17 protein-coding genes and 1 riboswitch are annotated in these 20,159 nt (G+C 63.3%); of the genes, 12 read left to right on the top strand and 5 right to left on the bottom strand.

Annotated elements, in window-relative coordinates:
* Positions 1 to 86 precede the first annotated feature (86 nt).
* Both IFT80_RS04100 and IFT80_RS04095 read left to right on the top strand, forming a co-directional pair.
* Entirely contained in the window at positions 87 to 1,109 is a 1,023-nt protein-coding gene (locus IFT80_RS04100; RefSeq protein WP_122478096.1) for a GlxA family transcriptional regulator, read from the top strand.
* 77 nt (positions 1,110 to 1,186) lie between these two features.
* Positions 1,187 to 2,311, top strand: coding sequence for a mechanosensitive ion channel family protein (locus tag IFT80_RS04095; protein ID WP_192136813.1), 1,125 nt, complete (start codon positions 1,187 to 1,189; stop codon positions 2,309 to 2,311).
* 3 nt (positions 2,312 to 2,314) lie between these two features.
* On the opposite strand, the gene IFT80_RS04090 is transcribed toward IFT80_RS04095, so the two are convergent.
* Positions 2,315 to 4,138 (bottom strand): monovalent cation:proton antiporter-2 (CPA2) family protein, encoded by a 1,824-nt coding sequence (locus IFT80_RS04090; RefSeq protein WP_192136812.1) that lies wholly within the window; start codon positions 4,136 to 4,138, stop codon positions 2,315 to 2,317.
* A gap of 105 nt (positions 4,139 to 4,243) precedes the next feature.
* Positions 4,244 to 4,467, top strand: a riboswitch (cobalamin riboswitch).
* A 130-nt stretch (positions 4,468 to 4,597) separates the two neighbouring features.
* On the opposite strand from IFT80_RS04090, the gene IFT80_RS04085 reads away from it, so the two are divergent.
* Genes IFT80_RS04085 through IFT80_RS04065 form a run of 5 tightly spaced genes read left to right on the top strand, consistent with a single transcriptional unit; the run spans position 4,598 to position 7,712 of the window.
* Complete coding sequence (locus IFT80_RS04085) at positions 4,598 to 4,792, top strand: CbtB domain-containing protein (RefSeq protein ID WP_122478101.1); 195 nt, start codon at positions 4,598 to 4,600, stop codon at positions 4,790 to 4,792.
* A gap of 11 nt (positions 4,793 to 4,803) precedes the next feature.
* A complete protein-coding gene (locus IFT80_RS04080; RefSeq protein ID WP_192102004.1) occupies positions 4,804 to 5,487 on the top strand; it encodes a CbtA family protein in 684 nt (227 codons plus the stop codon).
* A gap of 5 nt (positions 5,488 to 5,492) precedes the next feature.
* Positions 5,493 to 5,918 carry a cobalamin biosynthesis protein gene (locus tag IFT80_RS04075; protein ID WP_192102005.1) on the top strand — a complete coding sequence of 142 codons (426 nt, stop codon included), beginning with the start codon at positions 5,493 to 5,495 and terminating at the stop codon, positions 5,916 to 5,918.
* Between the two features lie 34 nt (positions 5,919 to 5,952).
* Positions 5,953 to 6,699, top strand: coding sequence for a precorrin-4 C(11)-methyltransferase (gene cobM / locus IFT80_RS04070; RefSeq protein ID WP_192136811.1), 747 nt, complete (start codon positions 5,953 to 5,955; stop codon positions 6,697 to 6,699).
* Between the two features lie 14 nt (positions 6,700 to 6,713).
* On the top strand, positions 6,714 to 7,712 hold the full coding sequence (locus IFT80_RS04065) for a GlxA family transcriptional regulator (protein ID WP_122478274.1): 999 nt from the start codon (positions 6,714 to 6,716) through the stop codon (positions 7,710 to 7,712).
* A 76-nt stretch (positions 7,713 to 7,788) separates the two neighbouring features.
* Here IFT80_RS04065 and nfuA read toward each other — a convergent pair whose 3' ends face one another.
* Together nfuA and IFT80_RS04055 are read right to left on the bottom strand one after the other, a co-directional pair.
* Positions 7,789 to 8,373 (bottom strand): Fe-S biogenesis protein NfuA, encoded by a 585-nt coding sequence (gene nfuA, locus IFT80_RS04060; protein ID WP_049859622.1) that lies wholly within the window; start codon positions 8,371 to 8,373, stop codon positions 7,789 to 7,791.
* Positions 8,374 to 8,450: 77 nt separating this feature from the next.
* A complete protein-coding gene (locus IFT80_RS04055) occupies positions 8,451 to 9,473 on the bottom strand; it encodes an acyltransferase family protein (RefSeq protein WP_192136810.1) in 1,023 nt (340 codons plus the stop codon).
* 274 nt (positions 9,474 to 9,747) lie between these two features.
* Between IFT80_RS04055 and metH the strand changes: the two genes are divergently transcribed.
* A complete protein-coding gene (gene metH / locus IFT80_RS04050) occupies positions 9,748 to 13,440 on the top strand; it encodes a methionine synthase (RefSeq protein ID WP_192136809.1) in 3,693 nt (1,230 codons plus the stop codon).
* A gap of 221 nt (positions 13,441 to 13,661) precedes the next feature.
* On the opposite strand, the gene otnC is transcribed toward metH, so the two are convergent.
* Complete coding sequence (otnC, locus tag IFT80_RS04045; protein ID WP_192136808.1) at positions 13,662 to 14,300, bottom strand: 3-oxo-tetronate 4-phosphate decarboxylase; 639 nt, start codon at positions 14,298 to 14,300, stop codon at positions 13,662 to 13,664.
* Positions 14,297 to 15,586: a 3-oxo-tetronate kinase gene (otnK, locus tag IFT80_RS04040; protein WP_192102010.1), complete on the bottom strand. Its 1,290-nt coding sequence runs from the start codon at positions 15,584 to 15,586 to the stop codon at positions 14,297 to 14,299. The genes otnC and otnK overlap by 4 nt, the downstream gene beginning before the upstream one ends.
* Before the next feature lie 241 nt (positions 15,587 to 15,827).
* Between otnK and IFT80_RS04035 the strand changes: the two genes are divergently transcribed.
* The 4 genes from IFT80_RS04035 to IFT80_RS04020 all read left to right on the top strand — a co-directional run bounded on the left by IFT80_RS04035 (position 15,828) and on the right by IFT80_RS04020 (position 19,982).
* Complete coding sequence (locus IFT80_RS04035; RefSeq protein WP_192057092.1) at positions 15,828 to 17,201, top strand: homoserine dehydrogenase; 1,374 nt, start codon at positions 15,828 to 15,830, stop codon at positions 17,199 to 17,201.
* A 74-nt stretch (positions 17,202 to 17,275) separates the two neighbouring features.
* Positions 17,276 to 18,625: a GntT/GntP/DsdX family permease gene (locus IFT80_RS04030; protein ID WP_192136807.1), complete on the top strand. Its 1,350-nt coding sequence runs from the start codon at positions 17,276 to 17,278 to the stop codon at positions 18,623 to 18,625.
* A 41-nt stretch (positions 18,626 to 18,666) separates the two neighbouring features.
* Complete coding sequence (locus IFT80_RS04025) at positions 18,667 to 19,476, top strand: DeoR/GlpR family DNA-binding transcription regulator (protein WP_185793350.1); 810 nt, start codon at positions 18,667 to 18,669, stop codon at positions 19,474 to 19,476.
* A gap of 74 nt (positions 19,477 to 19,550) precedes the next feature.
* On the top strand, positions 19,551 to 19,982 hold the full coding sequence (locus IFT80_RS04020; RefSeq protein ID WP_192102012.1) for a DUF1810 domain-containing protein: 432 nt from the start codon (positions 19,551 to 19,553) through the stop codon (positions 19,980 to 19,982).
* The last annotated feature ends 177 nt before the right edge of the window (positions 19,983 to 20,159 follow it).

The raw sequence follows: 20,159 nt of genomic DNA, 5'->3' as shown, positions 1-20,159 counted from the left end.
AAAGGGCCGTCAGTCTCGCAGACCCATGGCCGCAGCACTACGCTAATATCCGCTGTGATCAGTGGCAATCCAGGGAGCAGGCAGCAATGACGCAACGGGTTTTCAGCGGTGCCGGGCAAAGCAAGAACCTGCTGTACCTTGCCTCGGCCAACGGACGCCTGCGCAACACCGACCAGGCAAGCCTGCGCGTGGGGTTCGTGCTGCTGGAGCATTTTTCCCTGGCCGCCTTCACTGCCAGCCTCGACACCTTGGTCACTGCCAATCTGATCAGTCCGGCGGCCTACGCCATTCGCTCCTATGGGCTGGCGCCCGGCCAGGTGATCAGTGATCTGGGCATACTGCTGCAGCCGGATGCGCCACTGATGCCAGGCATGCACGACGAAGTGGACCTGTTGATCATCTGTGGCGGCTTTCGCACGCCGCTGCGGCCTTCCCTGCTGCTCAGTCGAATACTGGCGGACTGCGCCCGTCGCGGCATTGCCCTGGGTGGGCTGTGGAACGGCGCCTGGTTTCTCGGCCAGGCAGGCCTGCTCGATGGCTATCGCTGCGCGGTGCATCCGGAAAACCGCGCTTCGCTGGCAGAACTCAGCCCGCAGATCACCGTCACCCCCGCCAGCCAGGTTATCGACCGCGACCGCGCCACCGCCGCGAGCCCCAACGGCGGTTTCGGCATGATGATGGAAATGATCCGCCAGCAGCGCGGCGAGACCCTGGCCAATGGGGTGGAACACATTCTTGCCTTCGAAGGGCTGCGCTTCAAGCGCACCGGTGGCCAGGCGACCGGCAAGCTCAGCCAGCCGCTGCGCAACATCATCGACCTGATGGAGAGCAATCTGGAGGAACCGCTGTCGCTGGACCAACTGGCCGAGTTCGTCGGCCGCTCGCGGCGCCAGATCGACCGGCTGTTCCAGGACCAGCTTGGCACTTCGCCGCACCGTTACTATATGGAACTGCGGGTCACCGAAGCACGTCGTCTGTTGCAGCATTCGACGCTGTCGATCATGGACGTGGCGATTGCCTGCGGCTTTGTCTCGGTGAGCCATTTCAGCAAGTGCTACAGCGGCTATTTTGGCCACTCGCCCTCGCGTGAAACCCGCTTGGCAGACTGATCGGCTGCGGATGACGGGGAACCGTGTCGAGCTTTGCCGGTCGACTCCAGTTCATGCCTCAAGCGAGCACCCGACCCATGGAATACGCCCTTCCCGATTCCTTGCTGGCCCGCGTGTCGATGCCCTGGCTCAGTACGCTGATCGCTGCCGCGCTGGCCGTATGCGTCATTCTGCTGATCCGCTGGGTCGGCCTGATCATCCTGCGACGCGTCTCCAAGTCCTTCGTACTGGCGCAGCAACTGGTCGCCCGTGCCGAGCAGCCGACCCTGTGGCTGATGCCGTTGATGGCCCTGCAGGCGGTGTGGACCTCGGCGCCCGACGACCTGCTGATGATCAATACCGTGCGCCACCTCAACGGCATGCTGGTCACCGCCTGCCTGACCTGGCTCGGCCTGCGCTGTGTCAAGGCCGTGGCTACGACCATGACCCTCAAACACCCGCTGGACATCGAGGACAACCTTGCCGCCCGGCGCATCCAGACCCAGGTGCGGGTGCTGGTGCAGTGCCTCAACGTGCTGGTGCTGATTTTCGGCATCGCCCTGATCCTGATGACGTTTCCAGCGGTGCGCCAGATCGGCACCAGCCTGCTGGCGTCGGCGGGCCTGGCGGGACTGGCTGCCGGCTTTGCTGCCAAACCGGTGCTGGGCAACCTCATCGCCGGTTTGCAGATCGCCATTTCACAGCCGATCCGCATCGACGACGTGGTCATCGTCGAGGGCGAATGGGGGCGTATCGAAGAGATCACCGGCACCTACGTGGTGGTGAAGATCTGGGATGAGCGGCGCATGGTCGTGCCTCTGCAGTACTTCATCGAGAAGCCGTTCCAGAACTGGACCCGCAGTACGTCCAGCATCATCGGCTCGGTGTTTCTCTGGGTCGACTACTCGGTGCCGCTGGAAGCGTTGCGCGTCGAGACCAAGCGTCTGTGCGAGGAAATTCCGCACCTGTGGGACGGCCGTGTGGTGGTTCTGCAGGTCACCGATACCAGCGACAAGGCGATGCAGTTGCGCATCCTGCTCAGCTCGCTGGATTCGTCGCGCAACTGGGATGCGCGCTGCCATGTGCGCGAGCGGCTGATCACTTTCGTCAACAACCGCTACCCCGAGTGCCTGCCGCAGCTGCGCGCCGAAATGTCGACCCGCACGCCGCATCCGGCCAACGAAGACGGGCCGGCCGACGTCGCCCGCCAGCCGCCGGTTTGATTCTCAGCGCCGCGGCGCGCCCTTGGCGGCAGCCTTCTCGTCCTGGCGATCGGATTCGAACAGCCGGGCCAGCTCGGCGCGTGCTTCCTGGGCGGTCTGCATGACCTTGGCTTCATCGTCGTAGATCGCATGCTGGGCCTGCAGCACCTGTTCGTCATGGCGCTTGAAGCGGCTGATCCGCGCATCGGCCTGGGACTGGCTCAGGCCCAGGCCGACCAGGGTTCGGCGGGTGATTTCCAGGCTCGAGTAGTAGGTTTCGCGAACCGCCTGGGCGCCATGGTCGACCAGCCGGTGCACATGCTGGCGGTTGCGCGCGCGGGCGATGATCTTCACGTGCGGGTACAGGCGGTTGACCAGTTCGGCGGTCTTGATGTTGATTTCCGGATCGTCGGTGGCGATGACGAAATACTCGGCCTGCTCGACCTTGGCTGCGCGCAGGATCTCCGGCCGCAGCGGGTCGCCATAGAACACCGGCAAATGGCCGAAGCTGCGCGAGAACTCGATGGACTCCACCGAGGTGTCCAAGGCTACGAAGCTGATCTTCTGCGCCCGCAGGATCCGCGCAACGATCTGCCCCATCCGGCCCATGCCGGCAATCACCACGCGCGGCGCGTCGCTTTCGATCTCGCGGTAGGCGTCCGGCACTTCCACCGGCGGGGTCTTGACCCGCAGCAGGCGTGCGCACAGCAGCAACAGCAATGGCTTGAGCGCCATCGACAGGGTGATGGTCAGCAGCAAGGTGTCGTACAGGCGCGCGTCGAACAGGCCCTGCTCGCGGCCTATCTTGAACACCACGAAGGCGAACTCGCCGCCGGCGGCCAGCACGATACCCAGGCGCACGGCGCTGAGCCGGCCCAAGCCGCCGGCCAGACGCCCGATCAACACCAGCAATGGCAGCTTGATGCCGATCAACAGCAGCGTCAGCCCCAGCACCAGTGCCGGGCTTTCGAGCAGCAGGCCCAGATTGGCGCCCATGCCGACACTGATGAAAAACAGCCCCAGCAGCAGCCCCTTGAACGGCTCGATCTGCGATTCCAACTCGTGCCGGTATTCCGAATCGGCCAGCAGCAAGCCAGCGAGAAAGGCGCCCAGGGCCATGGAGACACCGGCCAGTTCCATCAGCCAGGCGGTGCCGATCACCACCAGCAAGGCCGTGGCGGTGGACACCTCCTGCAGGCCAGTGCGGGCGACGACGCGAAACACCGGACGCAACAGGTAGCGCCCACCGACCACCACCACGGCGATGCTGCCCAGCACCCGCAAGCCGTGATCCAGCGTACTGCCCTCGCCCGCATCGCCGCCACTGCCAGCCAGCAGCGGCACCATGGCGATCAGTGGAATCGCGGCAATGTCCTGGAACAGCAGGATGGCAAAGGCCAGGCGACCGTGGGGAGCGTTCAGCTCCTTGCGTTCGGCCAGGCTTTGCAGGCCGAATGCAGTGGACGACAAGGCCAGGCCCAGACCCAGCACCACAGCACTGTTCAACGGCTGGCCGAAGCCGAGCAATGCCACCGCGCCGATCACCACTGCGGTCAACAGCACCTGTGCCAGGCCAACCCCGAACACGGCCTTGCGCATGACCCACAGCCGCTTGGGCGACAGCTCCAGGCCAATGATGAACAGCAGCAGGACTACCCCCAGTTCCGAGATGTGGCTGACGCTCTGTGGGTCGCCGACCCAGCCCAGCACTTGCGGGCCGATGACCACCCCGGCGAACAGATAGCCCAGCACCGCACCCAATTGCAGGCGTTTGGCCAACGGCACGGCAATCACCGCGGCCAGCAGGAACACCACGGCGGCTTGTAGCATGTTGCCTTCTTCGGGCATGGGGAACTCCTTGTCGGATGGGAAAGTGCGGACCGCGGCAGCATTCTACAGGCGCCGGCGCTCGCTGGCATGGGCACGGATTGACGGCCCCGCGTCGACATGATTTGCTAGGCGCTTCGTTTGGGTGCCCTTCACAGGGTGAAACGGGAAACCGGTGAGTGCCAGCTTCGATTGGATGCTGGCGCAAGTCCGGTGCTGCCCCCGCAACGGTAAGCGAGAGAAGTGTCAGATCCACTGCGCCTGTCATGGGTGTGGGAAGGCGACGCTTTCAAGGCTGGCTCATACCGCCCCTCGCAAGCCCGGAGACCGGCCCAGACTGTCTGTGATCGACAAACCCGCGGTGGGCGGGCGCTGTTGCGAGCATGGCGCGCCTGCGCCAGGCTTTCTGCGTGCGCGTGCCCGATTGTCGGAACCACATACCGTGGAGCCGCCACCGTCGGGACCACCAGAGGGAACGCCATGTCCAGCACCGTCTCAACCAGCCCTGAACACGCCCAAACGCATACCGCCACCCTCGCCCAGCGCATTGCGCTGGCGACTGGTACGTTCCTGCTGGGCTGCTGCCTGGTCGGCTTCGCCGGTTTCTCGCATATCGAAGCCGTGCACAACGCCGCTCACGACACCCGGCACAGCGCCGCCTTTCCGTGCCATTGAGGAATACCGAGATGATCAGGCACATCGTACGTACCGCCGGGTTCAGCGGGCTGCTGGCCGCTTTGTTGTTGACGCTTCTGCAAGCCCTCTGGGTCGCCCCGCTGATCCTTGAGGGTGAAACCTATGAAACCCCTGCCGCGCAGCATGAGCATGCCGATGCCGCAGGCGCCGAGCACGAGCACGAGCACGACGAGGCCTGGGAACCTGAAAACGGCTGGCAGCGCGTGCTGTCCACGGCCGGGGGCAATCTGGTAGTGGCTGTCGGCTTCGCCCTGATGCTGGTCGCGCTCTATACGCTGCGGGCACCTGGTCGCAATGCCCAGGGACTGTTGTGGGGGTTGGGTGGATTCGCGGTGTTCTGCCTGGCGCCGAACCTGGGCCTGCCGCCGGAACTGCCCGGCACGCAGGCGGCAGACCTGGCATCGCGGCAAACTTGGTGGATCGGCACAGCCGCGTCGACAGCTGCGGGCCTGGCGCTGCTGGTGTTCGGCCGCGGCATGCTGCTCAAGGCGCTGGGCCTGGCCATCGTGCTGGTACCGCACCTCATTGGCGCGCCCCAACCCGAACAGCATGCGAGCCTGGCGCCCGAAGCGCTGGAACAGCAGTTCGTGATTGCTTCACTGGTAACCAATGCGGTGTTCTGGCTGGCCCTGGGCCTGATCAGTACTTGGTTGTTTCGCCGAGCCCGTAGCTGAATCCGATGACGGCGCTGTGGGTAGGGTTCGGGTGTCGCCGAGGTTGCAGCGCGCAGGCGCTGCACGAGCTGCTGCAACAGACCCTGCTTGAACACCGGCTTGACTGGGCGGATGTGCAGGGCCTGGCCAGCATCGACCTCAAGGCACACGAGCCAGGGCTGCTCCTGCTGGCCGAGCGTCTTGCCCTGCCCTTCTCCACCTACAGCGCGCAGGCGCTGGCGCCCTTTGAGGATCGACTCAGCCATCGTTCCGCGCGCTCATTCGCAGCGACTGGTTGCCAGGGTGTTGCTGAAAGCGCCGCCCTGGCCATGGCCGAGCACTGCACGGCGTCTGCGTCGATACTGCGTGTCAACCGGCGGCAAACGACTATGGCTACCCTTGCCATAGCCGGTACGCGGGATCGGACCGGCTGCACTGTGGCGCGAACTTGAATATCATTCACCCCTCCGCCTGTCAGGAATCCCCATGACCGTTTATTTCATCGGCGCCGGACCGGGCGATCCGGATCTGATCACCGTCAAGGGCCAGCGCCTGATCCGTCGTTGCCCGGTGATCATCTATGCCGGCTCGCTGGTGCCCGACGCGGTGCTCGAAGGGCACACCGCGCACCAGGTGCACAACAGCGCCGAGCTGCACCTGCAACAGATCATCGAGCTGATGCGCCAGGCCCATGACCGGGGCGAAGACGTGGCGCGGGTGCACAGCGGCGATCCCGGCCTGTATGGCGCGATCGGTGAGCAGATTCGCTGCCTGCGCGAGCACGGTATCGACTACCAGATCATTCCTGGCGTGACCGCTACGGCCGCTTGCGCAGCGCTGCTGGGCGTGGAGCTGACCCTGCCCGATGTGGCGCAAACGGTGATTCTCACCCGCTATGGCGACAAGTCGCCGATGCCGCCGGGTGAAAGCCTGGGCAGCCTGGCCCGGCACGGCGCGACGTTGGCCATTCACCTGGGAGTGAAGAATCTGGATCGAATCGTCGCCGAACTGCTGCCCAGCTATGGCGCGGATTGCCCGGTTGCCGTGATTCACAAGGCCAGCTGGCCGGATCAGGACTTCGTGCTGGGCACCTTGGCGGATATCCAGCTCAAGGTCGCAGCCAAGGACTTCCGGCGTAGTGCGCTGATTCTCGTGGGGCACGTGCTGCACACGGACAGTTTCGCCGACTCGGCGCTGTACCGTGCGGGCCATGCCCACCTGTACCGTTCTTGAACGACATGGACTGCATGGCTGATTCCACCAAAGTGATCGCTTGCCTGATCTATCCCGGGGTGATGAGCCTGGATGTGACCGGCCCGATGCAGGTGTTCGCCTCGGCCAACGTCGAGCTGGCCCGCCAGGGCCTGGCGCCACTCTACCAATTGCAGCTGTTGGGGGAGGCAGCGGGCGCCGTGGCGACCTCCGCCGGGTTGAAACTGCATGCCGACGCCAGCTGGCTGTCGGTGGACTGCAGCACCCTGGACACGGTGCTGCTGCCCGGCGGCAGCAGCGATGCCGAACAGTGCGCGAACACTGCCCTGCTCGCCTGGTTGCGCGAGGCCGCGCCCACGGTCCGACGCTTGGGTTCGGTATGCTCGGGAGCGCTGATGCTCGCCAGCGCGGGCTTGCTGGACGGCTTGATCGCCACCACTCACTGGGACGATGTCGAGGCCTTGCAGGCCTTTGCCAATGTGCAGGTGCAAGGCGATCGGCTGCACACCTACGATCCCTCGGACAAGGACGGGCACAGCCACATTTTCACCTCGGCAGGCGTCACCGCCGGGATCGACCTGGCGCTGGCGTTGATCGAGGCCGACCTGGGCCGCCCCCTGGCCCTCGCCGTCGCTCGCCGCCTGGTGCTGTTTCTCAAGCGTTCGGGTGGACAGACGCAATTCAGTCCACACCTGGCGCGCTGCAACGGAACGACGTCGAGGCTGACCGAGTTGCTGGAATGGATCGCACTGAACCTGAGCGCCGATCTGTCCCTGGAAGCGCTGGCACACAAGGCCAACATGACGCCGCGGACGTTGTACCGGGTTTTCTTCGCCGAACTGAATATCACGCCGGCGCGGCATATCGAGCGGGTCCGCCTGGAAGCGGCCCGGGCGATGATTCAGGGCGGGCAATTGTCGTTGCAGAGCGTGGCGCGCCTGTGCGGCTATGGCCACGCGGAAAACCTGCGGCGCAGTTTTCAGAAGGTGCTTGGAGTGAGTCCGCAAGGTTACGCCCAGCGCTTCGGCCAGTAGCCGCCCGCACCGGGCTGCTTGGGCGCAGCGAACCGGGTGCGGGCCTCGCGCCGTGGCGCGGGGGCAGCCTGCCTAGCTAGTAGTAGGCGTTTTCTTTCTGGGTGTGGTCGGTGACATCGCGAACGCCCTTGAGCTCCGGGATGCGCTCGAGCAGGGTGCGCTCGATACCGTCCTTGAGGGTGACGTCGGCCTGGCCACAACCCTGGCAACCACCGCCGAACTGCAGCACGGCAATGCCGTCTTCGACCACGTCGATCAGGCTGACCTGCCCGCCGTGGCTGGCCAGGCCGGGGTTGATCTCGGTTTGCAGATAGTAGTTGATGCGCTCGTTGACGGGGCTGTCGGCGTTGACCATCGGCACCTTGGCGTTGGGCGCCTTGATGGTGAGCTGCCCGCCCATGCGGTCGGTAGCGTAGTCGACCACGGCGTCGTCGAGGAAGGCTTCGCTGACGGCGTCGATCCAGGCGGTGAAGCTTTTCAAGCCCAGGGCGGTGTCTTCCGGCTTTTCTTCACCCGGTTTGCAGTAGGCAATGCACGTCTCTGCGTACTGGGTGCCTGGCTGGGTGATGAACACGCGAATGCCGATTCCGGGCGTGTTCTGCTTGCTCAGCAGATCGGCCAGGTAATCGTGCGCAGCGTCGGTAATCGTTATAGCGCTCATAGTGGTTCCTCACAGACTTGCCAGCAGTTTACGCGAATCCGGCGACGCTGACAAAGCCTGACTGTTTTGGTCGGGAATCACCCCGTACGGGCCATCGAGGTCGAATCCAGGCGAGCGTCGGTCCAGTGCTTGACCCGTTGGTACAGACGCTTTTCGATCCACACGTAGCTGGCCCACGACACCAGGGCGATGGTGGGCACGCAGAACGCAAACACCCAGTAGGGGTTCAGATGCCAGTGGACGCTGGCCAGCCAACCGGCGTAGAGCACCAGCACGTGCACCAGGTACACCGAATACGAACAGTCGCCCAGGGTCTTGAGCAGGCGGCTGCCACGGAAGTGCGGCTCCATGGCCACGCAGGCCAGGACGATCAAGGCGCTGGGCAAGCCCCAGTGCAGCAGCCGGTCGCTGGAATCCAGGTGATAGATCAGCACCGCCGACACGATGATCACGGCCAGGGGTAGCCACAACCCCTGGGCGATCCAGCCGCGGCGATAGAGCATGCCGATGCCGATGCCCAGCAGGAACCCGTAGATGATGTTGTTCTGATAGAAGCGGCTGACCACCCCATAGCGGCCGAGCACTTCGCTGACCGCGACCAGGGCGGCGGCGACGATCAGCGGGCGGTAACGCTGCGGCACGGTGAACACCAGCGAGAACAGCAGGTAGAAGAACATCTCGTAGTTGAGTGTCCAGCCCACGTTCAGCGTCGGGTACAGGCCGTAGCCACCGGGATTTTCCGAAGGAATGAACAGCAGCGAGAGGATGAAATGCGGCAGGTCTATCGCGGCATGGGGCAGCCATTGGCCCAGACTGACCAGCATCAGCCCCATCAGGGCGGTGTACAGCCAATAGGCCGGGACGATGCGAATGACGCGGTTGAGCAGGAAGCGCCCCGCGGGCATCTGCTTGTCCTGGGTCGACAGGTAGATGACCAACCCACTGATGACGAAAAAGATATCAACGCCCACCGCGCCCCGGTCAGTGAAGAACTGACCGATGGGGCCTGCGGCATGGAAGTCGAAGAAAATCTGCATGAAGTGATGGCAGACTACGATCCAGGCAGCCAGGGCCCTTAGAGCTTGAAGCGAAATCAGCATGCGTACCGCCTTTTGAAACGAGAATTCGCGCCCCTTTTCAGGGCATTCCGAGGGGTGGGACTGCAAAAATCTCGAAAAGGTCGCGACACGCGTTAATGACTGACCGGCTGCAAGTTTCTTCCGGGGCCTTGTGCAAGGGACTGGGAAGGCACGAGCCCGGCGTTCCGAACATGAGTGAAATTCATGGCAATCCTCGTGATGATCAAATAGCGCACAGGTTTGCTATCATCCGCCACCTGTCACAGTGTCCGAATTTTCTGAAAGAGTGGTTCCCATGTCCGACCGCAGTGCTCGCCTTCAAGCCCTCCAGCAAGCCCTCAAAGAGCGCATCCTGATTCTCGACGGCGGCATGGGCACGATGATCCAGAGCTACAAGCTCGAGGAAGAGGATTATCGGGGTGAGCGCTTCGCCGATTGGCCAAGCGACGTCAAGGGCAACAACGACCTGTTGCTGCTCAGCCGCCCGGATGTGATCGCCGCCATCGAGAAGGCCTACCTGGACGCGGGCGCCGACATTCTGGAAACCAATACCTTCAATGCCACCCAGGTGTCCCAGGCCGACTACGGCATGGAGTCGCTGGTGTACGAGCTCAACGTTGAAGGTGCGCGGGTGGCCCGTCGCGTCGCCGACGCCAAGACCCTGGAAACCCCGGACAAACCGCGCTTCGTCGCCGGCGTGCTGGGCCCGACCAGTCGCACCTGCTCGCTGTCCCCCGATGTCAACAACCCCGGCTACCGCAACGTCACCTTCGACGAGCTGGTGGAAAACTACACCGAAGCCACCAAAGGCCTGATCGAGGGCGGCGCCGACCTGATCCTGATCGAGACCATCTTCGACACCCTCAACGCCAAGGCGGCGATCTTCGCCGTGCAGGGGGTGTACGAGGAACTGGGCTTCGAATTGCCGATCATGATTTCCGGGACCATCACCGATGCGTCCGGTCGCACCCTGTCCGGGCAGACCACCGAGGCCTTCTGGAACTCGGTAAGCCATGCCAGGCCGATCTCGGTAGGCCTGAACTGCGCGCTGGGTGCCAGCGAGCTGCGCCCCTACCTGGAAGAGCTGTCGAACAAGGCCGGGACCTACGTTTCGGCGCACCCCAACGCGGGCTTGCCGAACGCCTTCGGTGAATACGACGAGCTGCCTTCGGAAACCGCGAAGATCATCGAAGAGTTTGCCCAGAGCGGCTTTCTCAACATCGTCGGTGGCTGCTGCGGCACCACCCCGGGGCATATCGAAGCCATCGCCAAGGCAGTGGCCGGCTATGAGCCGCGGGCGATCCCGGACATTCCCAAAGCCTGCCGGTTGTCGGGTCTGGAGCCGTTCACCATCGACCGTCAGTCGTTGTTCGTCAACGTCGGCGAGCGCACCAACATCACCGGCTCCGCGCGCTTCGCGCGGCTGATCCGCGAGGACAACTACACCGAGGCCCTGGAAGTCGCCCTGCAGCAGGTGGAAGCCGGCGCGCAGGTGATCGACATCAACATGGACGAGGGCATGCTCGACTCGCAGAAGGCGATGGTCACCTTCCTCAACCTGATCGCTGGCGAGCCGGACATCTCGCGGGTGCCGATCATGATCGACTCCTCCAAGTGGGAAGTGATCGAAGCCGGGCTCAAGTGCATCCAGGGCAAGGGCATCGTCAACTCGATCAGCATGAAGGAAGGCGTGGAGGCCTTCATCCATCACGCCAAGCTGTGCAAGCGCTACGGCGCGGCGGTGGTGGTCATGGCCTTCGACGAGGCTGGCCAGGCCGACACCGAGGCGCGCAAGAAGGAAATCTGCAAGCGCTCCTACGACATTCTGGTCGACCAGGTCGGCTTCCCCCCGGAAGACATCATCTTCGACCCGAACATCTTTGCCGTGGCCACCGGCATCGAAGAACACAACAACTATGCCGTCGACTTCATCAATGCCTGCGCCTACATCCGCGACGAGTTACCCCATGCATTGACCAGCGGCGGCGTGTCCAACGTGTCGTTCTCGTTCCGTGGCAACAATCCGGTGCGCGAGGCGATCCATTCGGTGTTCTTGCTGCATGCCATCCGTAACGGCCTGACCATGGGGATCGTCAACGCCGGCCAGTTGGAGATCTATGACCAGATCCCGGCCGAGCTGCGTGACCGTGTCGAGGACGTGGTGCTCAACCGCACCCCGGAAGGCACCGACGCCCTGCTGGCCATCGCCGACAAGTTCAAGGGCGACGGCAGCGTCAAGGAAGCCGAGACCGAAGAATGGCGCGGCTGGCCGGTCAACCAGCGTCTGGAACATGCGTTGGTCAAGGGCATCACCACGCACATCGTCGAAGACACCGAGGAGTCGCGACAGTCGTTCAAGCGCCCGATCGAGGTCATCGAAGGCCCGTTGATGTCGGGCATGAACATCGTTGGCGACCTGTTCGGCTCGGGCAAGATGTTCCTGCCCCAGGTGGTCAAGTCGGCGCGCGTGATGAAGCAGGCCGTGGCCCACCTGATTCCGTTCATCGAGCTGGAGAAAGGCGACAAGCCCGAAGCCAAGGGCAAGATCCTGATGGCCACGGTGAAAGGCGACGTCCACGATATCGGCAAGAACATCGTTGGCGTGGTGCTGGGCTGCAATGGCTACGACATCGTCGACCTGGGCGTCATGGTGCCCGCCGACAAGATCCTGCAGGTCGCGCGCGAGCAGAAGTGCGACATCATCGGCCTGTCCGGCCTGATCACCCCTTCGCTCGACGAGATGGTTCACGTCGCGCGGGAAATGCAGCGCCAGGACTTCCACCTGCCGCTGATGATCGGTGGGGCCACCACCTCCAAGGCGCACACGGCGGTGAAGATCGAGCCCAAGTACAGCAACGACGCGGTCATCTATGTGACCGACGCCTCGCGGGCGGTGGGGGTTGCCACCCAGTTGCTGTCCAAGGAACTCAAGCCGGCGTTCGTCGAGAAGACTCGCCTGGAATACATCGAGGTTCGCGAGCGTACGGCCAACCGCAGTGCGCGCACCGAGCGCTTGAGCTATACCAACGCCATCGCGGCCAAGGCCACCTTCGACTGGAGTACCTACCACCCCGTGCAGCCGACCTTTACCGGCGCCAGGGTACTGGATGACATCGACCTCAACGTACTGGCCGAGTACATCGACTGGACACCGTTTTTCATATCCTGGGACCTGGCCGGCAAGTACCCGCGCATTCTCACCGACGAGGTGGTGGGTGAAGCGGCCACCGCGTTGTTCGAGGACGCGAAGGTGATGCTGCGCAAGCTGATCGACGAGAAACTCATCCGCGCCCGCGCGGTGTTCGGTTTCTGGCCCGCCAACCAGGTGGAACACGACGATATCGAAGTGTATGGCGACGATGGCCAGCCGCTGGCGCGCCTGCATCACCTGCGCCAACAGACCATCAAGACCGATGGCAAGCCGAACTTTTCCCTGGCCGACTTCGTCGCACCCAGGGACAGTGGCGTGACCGACTACGTGGGCGGCTTCATCACCACCGCTGGCATCGGCGCCGAAGAAGTCGCCAAGGCCTATCAGGACAACGGCGACGACTACAACTCGATCATGGTCAAGGCCTTGGCCGACCGCCTGGCCGAGGCCTGCGCCGAGTGGTTGCACCAGCAGGTGCGCAAGGAGCATTGGGGCTACGACCCCGAAGAGACACTGGACAACGAGGCGTTGATCAAGGAGCAGTACAAAGGCATCCGCCCTGCCCCTGGCTACCCCGCGTGCCCGGACCATACCGAGAAAGGCACGCTGTTCGACCTGCTCGATGACAACGGGCAAAGCGGCGTGACCCTGACCGAGCACTACGCGATGTTCCCCGCGGCTGCGGTCAGTGGCTGGTACTTCGCCCACCCACAGGCGCAGTACTTTGCCGTGGGCAAGGTCGATCGCGATCAGGTGCAGGCCTACACCGAACGCAAGAAACAGGAGCTGGCAGTCAGCGAACGCTGGCTGGCGCCGAACCTGGGTTATGACAACTAACGCAGATTCCGTGGCGGGTACGGGTTCAGCCGCGACTGAACCAGTACACCGCCGTCGCCACGATCACAACGATCATGAAGCCTATGGCCCAGGCATCGACATGGCTGTCGCTTTTGCGAATCTTCACGGAATTGCTCATCAGCTTCGTCTCTTGTGATTTTTGTAGGACGCTGGTTCCAGTAAAGCCCAATGATGGCCTTTTCACAAGTAGGGTCAATGCCTCACCAGGCGCAACCGAACACCCTCCTGAGTTCTTCGACGGCTGCCTGGCTCAAGGGCGCAGGTCGTGGCTCGGTCATCAGCCACAGCCGGGCGGTTTCCTCCAGCTCTTCCAATGCATGGCTGGCCTTTGACACCGAGCTTTCCCAGACAACCGGGCCCAGCCGTTCCAGCATGACCCCCCTTACCTGATCAGCCAGTGCGGCAACTTGCGTCGCCACGTCGGGCGAGCCTGGACGCTGGTACTGGATCAACGGGATGCGGCCCACCTTCATGACCTGATAAGGCGTGAGCGGCGGTAAGATGTCCTGCGCGCTCCACACCCCAGCCAAAGTGAGGGCCACCAGATGAGTGGAGTGGGTGTGGACCACGCCGTTGACTCCTGGGTTTCGGTCGTAAACTTGCCGGTGCAGGGCCAGGGTCTTGGAAGGTTTGTCACCGCTGACCCATTCACCCGCCGTGGTGACCTTGGCAATGGCGTGGGGCTGCAGCCTTCCGAGACAAGCATCGGTAGGAGTGATCAGCCAACCGTCGTCAAGGCGTGCACTGATGTTGCCGGCGCTGCCGACGGTATACCCACGCCCGAACAGGCTCAGGCCGACTTCACAGATTTCTTCGCGCAGGTCGTTTTCATTTCTCACGAAAAATCTCCCGCCAGGCAAGCCAGCGCCTTGGCAAAAAAGTCCACGCTGCCAAAGTTGCCTGACTTGAGCGTCAGCGCAAGCGCATTGGAGCCGCCAAAGGCTACGGTAGCCGGCACGCCAGGATCGATCTGCCGGCCGATACGCAAGCCTTTGACGCGCAACGCCTGCACCACCGAACCGGAAGTTTCCCCGCCCGCGATGACGAACCGGCGCCAGCCCTTGCCTTGCAGTTGTGTCGCGACCTCGCCCAGCGCCGCTTCGATCATGGCGCCTGCGTGTTCGGCACCCAACTCCCGTTGCACGGCAGCCACTCGCTCGGGGCTGCTGGTGGCGTAGATCAGCACCGCTTGGTCACGGTCGGCGAACGCTACAGCCTGGGCTACGACCGGTTCGCCTCGTGCGATTGCAAGTGGGTCGATGCGAAAGGCCGGGCGACCTGCTTCCAGCCAGGCAGCGACCTGCCCGTTGGTAGCCTTGGAGGTACTGCCTGCCAACACCACGGCACGGCCTTCGATGACCGGCATGGCGGATGCGTCGCCTGTGCGCAACAGGCCCTGGCGGCGGAAGTTCTCCGGCAGGCCCTGAGCGACGCCCGAGCCGCCGGTGATCAACGCCAGCCCGGCGCAGGCACGCCCCAGCGTCTGTAGATCGTCGTCACTCACGGCATCGGCAATGGCCACGCGCACGCCTTCGGCTCGCAGTTCGTCCATACGCATGGCCACCGCAGAGGCGCCCTGCCCAACCACGTCGTAGCGCAGCAGACCCACCGCGCCGGTGGTCTGCTCGTCCAGCACGCGGACCAGGTTGGCATCTTTCATCGGTGTGAGCGGGTGGTGCTGCATGCCGCATTCATTGAGCAGGCTGTCCTGAACGAACAGATGACCGCGGAACAGGGTGCGGCCGGTCTCCGGGAACGCCGGACAGGCGATGGTGAAATCGCTGCCGAGGGCTTCCAGGAGTGCCTCGGTGACCGGGCCAATGTTGCCCGCTGCGGTCGAATCGAACGTCGAGCAGTATTTGAAGAAGAACTGTTGGCAGCCACGCTCGCGCAGCCACGCCAGCGCCCGCAACGATTCGGCTACGGCGCTGGCCGCCGACGTGGTACGGGATTTTAGAGCAATGACGATGGCATCCGCCTCGGCGAACTCGGCCAGATCACTGTCTGGAACGCCAATCGATTGCACCGTGCGCATGCCGCCGCGCACCAGGATGTTGGCGAGATCGGTAGCACCGGTGAAGTCGTCGGCAATGCAGCCGAGCAGCGGGCGATGGACAGCGGTCATGAGTGGCATCTCCTGCACAGGTCACCGTGGCGGGCACGGCGCATGTTAATTATTGGTTCATCTGAGCGATTCAATGACCCAATACTACAAGCGAAAGCAAGCTTAGTGTTAATCCATGTTAAATAAATTGACCTTAATGTGAAAACCGCACTATCGTGCTGTCACTCGGGAGCTACGAATCCATAACAAATATTGTTCATCCGGTGGTCGCTGCCGATTTTCCCTTCACCGAGGACGAACCATGAATTTCGAATTGCTGTTCGCTGCACAAGCCGGCCAGGCCGTACGTTACGCACTCACCGGCGCCAAGGGTGGTTTCTCGCGCACCTTGCTGGCCCAGACGCAACTGATGCCCAACCTGGTCCCCGCCGTTCTGTGCGACCTGGACGTGCCCGGCCTGCATGGGTTGTGCGTCGAACTAGGCTTTGCCGCAGAACAGCTGTACATCTGCAAGGATGCGGCGGCGGTTGCCAGCGCACCGTCCGATGCCATTGTGCTGGTCGCCGACGTCGCCCTGCTGCAGGCTGCCCGCTACGACATCCTGGTGGAAGCCACCGGCAACCCCGCGATTGGCTACCAGGTCGCCCGGCGCGCCATCGAGGACGGTCGTCACGTCGCCATGGTCAGCAAGGAAGTGGACTCGGTTGCGGGTATCGCCCTGTCCCGCCTTGCCGCACAACACGATGTGGTCTACACCACCGCCGACGGCGATCAGCCGGCCAACCTGATCGGCTGGGTCAGCTGGGCGCGTGTGCTCAAGCTGGACATCGTCGCAGCGGGCAAGTCCAGTGAATACGATCTGGTGTTCAACCCCGAGGACGGCAGCATCACCCAGCTTGATACCACCATTTCCACGCCAGCCATGGGCGAATTGCTGCGCCTGGGCGATGACATTCCAGCCACCCTTGCAGCACGCCGCGCCGCCTTGAATGGCCTGAAGACGTCCGCCACCGCCGACTATTGCGAAATGTCGGTGGTGGCTACCAACACCGGCCTGGTGCCGGACGTGGAACTGCTGCACTACCCGATTGCTCGTACCAGCGAACTGGCCGACATCTACGCCTTGCGCGAAGACGGTGGTGTGCTGGGTCGCAGCGGCGTGATCGAGGTGTTCAACGTGCTGCGTCTACCCGACGAGGCGAGCTTTGCCGGGGGTGTGTTCGTGATCATCCGCACCCACGACAAACCGACCTGGGAATTGCTCGCGCAGAAAGGCCACGTGGTCAGCCGCAACGGACGCTACGCCTGCCTGTACCTGCCCTACCACTTCATGGGTGTGGAAACGCCGATCACCCTGCTCAACGCTGTGCTGCACAAACGTGCGTCGGGCACCGACAAACCGAGCCAGTCGACCATTCTGGCCGGACGCGCCACGATCGATATCGCCGCAGGCACCGTGCTGAAAATGGGTGGCCACCACCACGACGTCACCGGTGTGCAGGCCGTGCTGATCGGGCGTTCGGATGCCCCCGACGATATCGCTCCGTTGTACCTGGCAGCCCACGCCACCGCCGCGCGGGACATCAAAGCCGGCGAGTTGCTGCTGATGAGTGACATCGGGCAGTACAACGATGAACTGCACCGCGCCTGGCAGACCGGCCTGCAATCGGCCTGATCGCACAGCGGCTTTCAGCCGATACCGGTGCCCGACACGGGCACCGACGTCCACTTCACAGGTTCCATAAAAACATGAATAGCGAACTGCTGATTTTCGCGATGGCCGCCGGCGCCATCGTGGTGTTGATCCTGCTCATCACCAAGCTCAAGCTCAACCCGTTCCTGGCCCTGACCCTTACCGCGATCGGCCTTGGCCTGCTCAGTGGTGCGGGCGCCGGCGAGACCATCGACAGCTTCGCCAAGGGCTTCGGCTCGGCGCTGGCCAAGACCGGCCCGGTGATCGGCCTGGGTACGCTGCTGGGCGGTATCCTGCTGGGCTCGGGTGGCGCCGACCGCATCGCCAATGCCTTTATCGGCCAGCGTCCGGTGCAGTACGCGCCCTGGGCGATCTGCGCCGCCGCCTTGCTGATCGGCATGCCGCACCTGTTCGACGTCAGCTTCATCATGCTGGCCCCGCTGGTCTATACGGTGGCAAAGCGCACCAATAGCCATCTGCTTTACATAGGTCTGCCCCTGGCCGCCGGCCTGTACGTGTCTCACGGTCTGCTGCCGCCGCACCCGGCCCCGACGCTGGCGGTCGCAGCGTTCCATGCCAATACCGGACTGACCATCTTTTATGGCCTGCTGATCGCCGTGCCCACGGCGATCATCTGCGGCCCGATCTTCACCCGCCTGATCAGCCCCTGGTTCGGCCCGGCGCCCGACCTCAGCGCAGGCCCAGTGGGCGCGCGGGAAGTCAGCCCGGATCAAAACCAGGTGTCGCTGCTGTCATCGATCATCGCCGTGCTGCTGCCGCCCGGCCTGATGCTGGTCGGCACCCTGGGCTTGGCCTTCAGCGTCAAGGGCTCGATGGCCTACGGGGTATTCAACGCCCTGAACAACCCGATCCTGTCGTTGTTGATCGCGGTCATCTTTGCCTTCTTCGCCTTGGGCCTGCGTGCCGGGTTCAACCTGGGCCAGGTGCAGAAGATGGCCAGCCAGGGCCTGGCACCGCTGGGCGCGATCGTGATGATTCTGGGCGCTGGCGGTGGCTTCAAGGAAATGCTCACTACCATTCAACTGGATGCACTGATCACTCACCATGCTTCTGGCTGGGCGGTCAATCCGCTGATTCTAAGCTGGGGTATCGCGGCACTGCTGCGCATCTGCGTCGGTTCTGCGACAGTCGCCACCGTCGCTGCCACCGGGATCGTCGCGCCCCTAGCACTAGCCTATCCGGGCCTGTCACCGGAGCTGTTGGTACTGGCCACCGCCTCGGGTGCCGTGATGCTCTCCCACGTCAATGACTCGGGTTTCTGGCTGTTCAAGGAGTACTTCCAACTCAGTGTGGCTCAGACCTTCCGCACCTGGACCCTGATGCTGTGCCTGCAATCGGTGATCGGTTTGATCGGCGTTCTATTGATCGAGGCGGTGATTCGCTAAGATGGCCGCCTGACCATCTGCCTGCACGCCCCGGAGCCTGAATGCCCACCGACGAGGACCTCGCCATCACTGGCGCCGCACCAATGATTCCCGACCAGCGCCGGGAACAGATCCTGCGCCAGTTGCGCAAGCACCAGGTGCTCAGCGTGCACCAACTGACGGAAATGTTCGATTGCTCGCACATGACCGTGCGCCGCGATATCAGTGTGTTGGAGCAGGAAGGCCGCGCCTACTCGGTGCCCGGTGGCGTGCGCATTGCCAGCCAGTTGCACAGCGAACCCAGCCATCAGTCCAAGGCGGTCGCCGAGCAGCCGCAGAAACAGGCGATGGCAAGGCTCGCCGCAGGTTTGTTACACGATGACATGACGGTGTATCTGGATGCTGGCACCAGCACACTGGAGGTTGTTCCGCATATCGCGGCCCTCTCGGGCATGACCGTGGTGACCAACGACTTCGGCATCGTTCATGCTCTGGCCGAAGCGCTGCATGTGGACGTGATTCACACCGGCGGGCTGCTCGACCATCCCAACCGCTCGTGCGTGGGTGGTTTGGCAGTGGCCACATTGCGCCAGCTGGCGACCGATATTGCATTCATGTCCACCAGTTCCTGGGACCTGCAACGGGGCATCACCACGCCTTCGGCGCTCAAGGTCGAGGTCAAGCAGGTGGCGATGCAGTCGGCGTCTCAGCGGGTGCTCATCACCAGCAGTTCCAAATACGGTACGTTCGGGATGTACAAGATCGCCGGGCTCGAGCAGTTCGATGTGGTCATCAGCGACAGCGAGTTGACTGACGTGGCAGCCGAGGCGATCCGCAAGCTGGGCGTGGAAGTACTGTTGGCCCAAGAGTGACGATACGGGTAGATGGAACTCCACTGCCTGACAGCGGCCACAATTGCACACAATTCCTGCGGGAAGTACCTGCCATGAACGACACCTTCGATCTGAACCGCTTCATCGACGCCCAACGCGCGGTGTACTCCGATGTCCTCGAAGAATTGCGCAGCGGCCGCAAGCGCACTCACTGGATGTGGTTCGTCTTTCCCCAACTGGCGGGCCTGGGGCGGAGCGAGACGGCGCGTTTCTATGCGATCAGCGGCGCTGCCGAAGCAGTGGCCTATCTGCACGATCCGTTACTGGGCGCTCGGCTTCTGGAGTGCACACGGACCGTGCTCGAGCATTCGGGCAAGAGCGTGACAGCCATGTTCGGCAGTCCCGATGATATGAAACTGCGTTCATGCATGACCTTGTTTGCCAGCGTCGCACCTGAGCAGGCGTGCTTCCAGCAAGTGCTCGACCGGTTCTTCAATGGTGAGCCCGACGAGAAAACCGTTGCGCTGCTGGAACAGCCCCTGTAGCAGCGGCGCGAGCCGCGTCATGGCCACTGTGGTGTGCCTGACGCAGCGCGGCGAACCGGACGCGGCTTGCGCCGCTGCTACAGGGATTTGTGCAGGCCGCGCCATCTGCGATGACGCGGCTTGCGTTGTGGTTGTAGCAGCGTCGCGTCGTGTCGAAGAGTTGCAAATAATCGATAG

This window comes from Pseudomonas sp. CFBP 8771, assembly GCF_014841695.1.
GTDB classification, from domain to species: Bacteria; Pseudomonadota; Gammaproteobacteria; order Pseudomonadales; family Pseudomonadaceae; genus Aquipseudomonas; species Aquipseudomonas baltica.
The sequence above is the reverse complement of the archived record's forward strand: the minus strand, read 5'-3'. Positions and strand labels throughout refer to the sequence as shown.

Bases quoted from the DNA above. Each gene is read 5' to 3' on its own strand.
- IFT80_RS04080 (WP_192102004.1), top strand. From the start codon at position 4,804: ATGATCAGGCACATCGTACGTACCGCCGGGTTCAGCGGGCTGCTGGCC.
- IFT80_RS04025 (WP_185793350.1), top strand. From the start codon at position 18,667: ATGCCCACCGACGAGGACCTCGCCATCACTGGCGCCGCACCAATGATT.
- IFT80_RS04100 (WP_122478096.1), top strand. From the start codon at position 87: ATGACGCAACGGGTTTTCAGCGGTGCCGGGCAAAGCAAGAACCTGCTG.
- IFT80_RS04085 (WP_122478101.1), top strand. From the start codon at position 4,598: ATGTCCAGCACCGTCTCAACCAGCCCTGAACACGCCCAAACGCATACC.
- IFT80_RS04095 (WP_192136813.1), top strand. From the start codon at position 1,187: ATGGAATACGCCCTTCCCGATTCCTTGCTGGCCCGCGTGTCGATGCCC.
- nfuA (WP_049859622.1), bottom strand. From the start codon at position 8,373: ATGAGCGCTATAACGATTACCGACGCTGCGCACGATTACCTGGCCGAT.
- otnK (WP_192102010.1), bottom strand. From the start codon at position 15,586: ATGACCGCTGTCCATCGCCCGCTGCTCGGCTGCATTGCCGACGACTTC.
- metH (WP_192136809.1), top strand. From the start codon at position 9,748: ATGTCCGACCGCAGTGCTCGCCTTCAAGCCCTCCAGCAAGCCCTCAAA.
- IFT80_RS04055 (WP_192136810.1), bottom strand. From the start codon at position 9,473: ATGCTGATTTCGCTTCAAGCTCTAAGGGCCCTGGCTGCCTGGATCGTA.
- IFT80_RS04030 (WP_192136807.1), top strand. From the start codon at position 17,276: ATGAATAGCGAACTGCTGATTTTCGCGATGGCCGCCGGCGCCATCGTG.
- cobM (WP_192136811.1), top strand. From the start codon at position 5,953: ATGACCGTTTATTTCATCGGCGCCGGACCGGGCGATCCGGATCTGATC.
- IFT80_RS04065 (WP_122478274.1), top strand. From the start codon at position 6,714: ATGGCTGATTCCACCAAAGTGATCGCTTGCCTGATCTATCCCGGGGTG.
- IFT80_RS04075 (WP_192102005.1), top strand. From the start codon at position 5,493: ATGACGGCGCTGTGGGTAGGGTTCGGGTGTCGCCGAGGTTGCAGCGCG.
- IFT80_RS04035 (WP_192057092.1), top strand. From the start codon at position 15,828: ATGAATTTCGAATTGCTGTTCGCTGCACAAGCCGGCCAGGCCGTACGT.
- IFT80_RS04020 (WP_192102012.1), top strand. From the start codon at position 19,551: ATGAACGACACCTTCGATCTGAACCGCTTCATCGACGCCCAACGCGCG.
- IFT80_RS04090 (WP_192136812.1), bottom strand. From the start codon at position 4,138: ATGCCCGAAGAAGGCAACATGCTACAAGCCGCCGTGGTGTTCCTGCTG.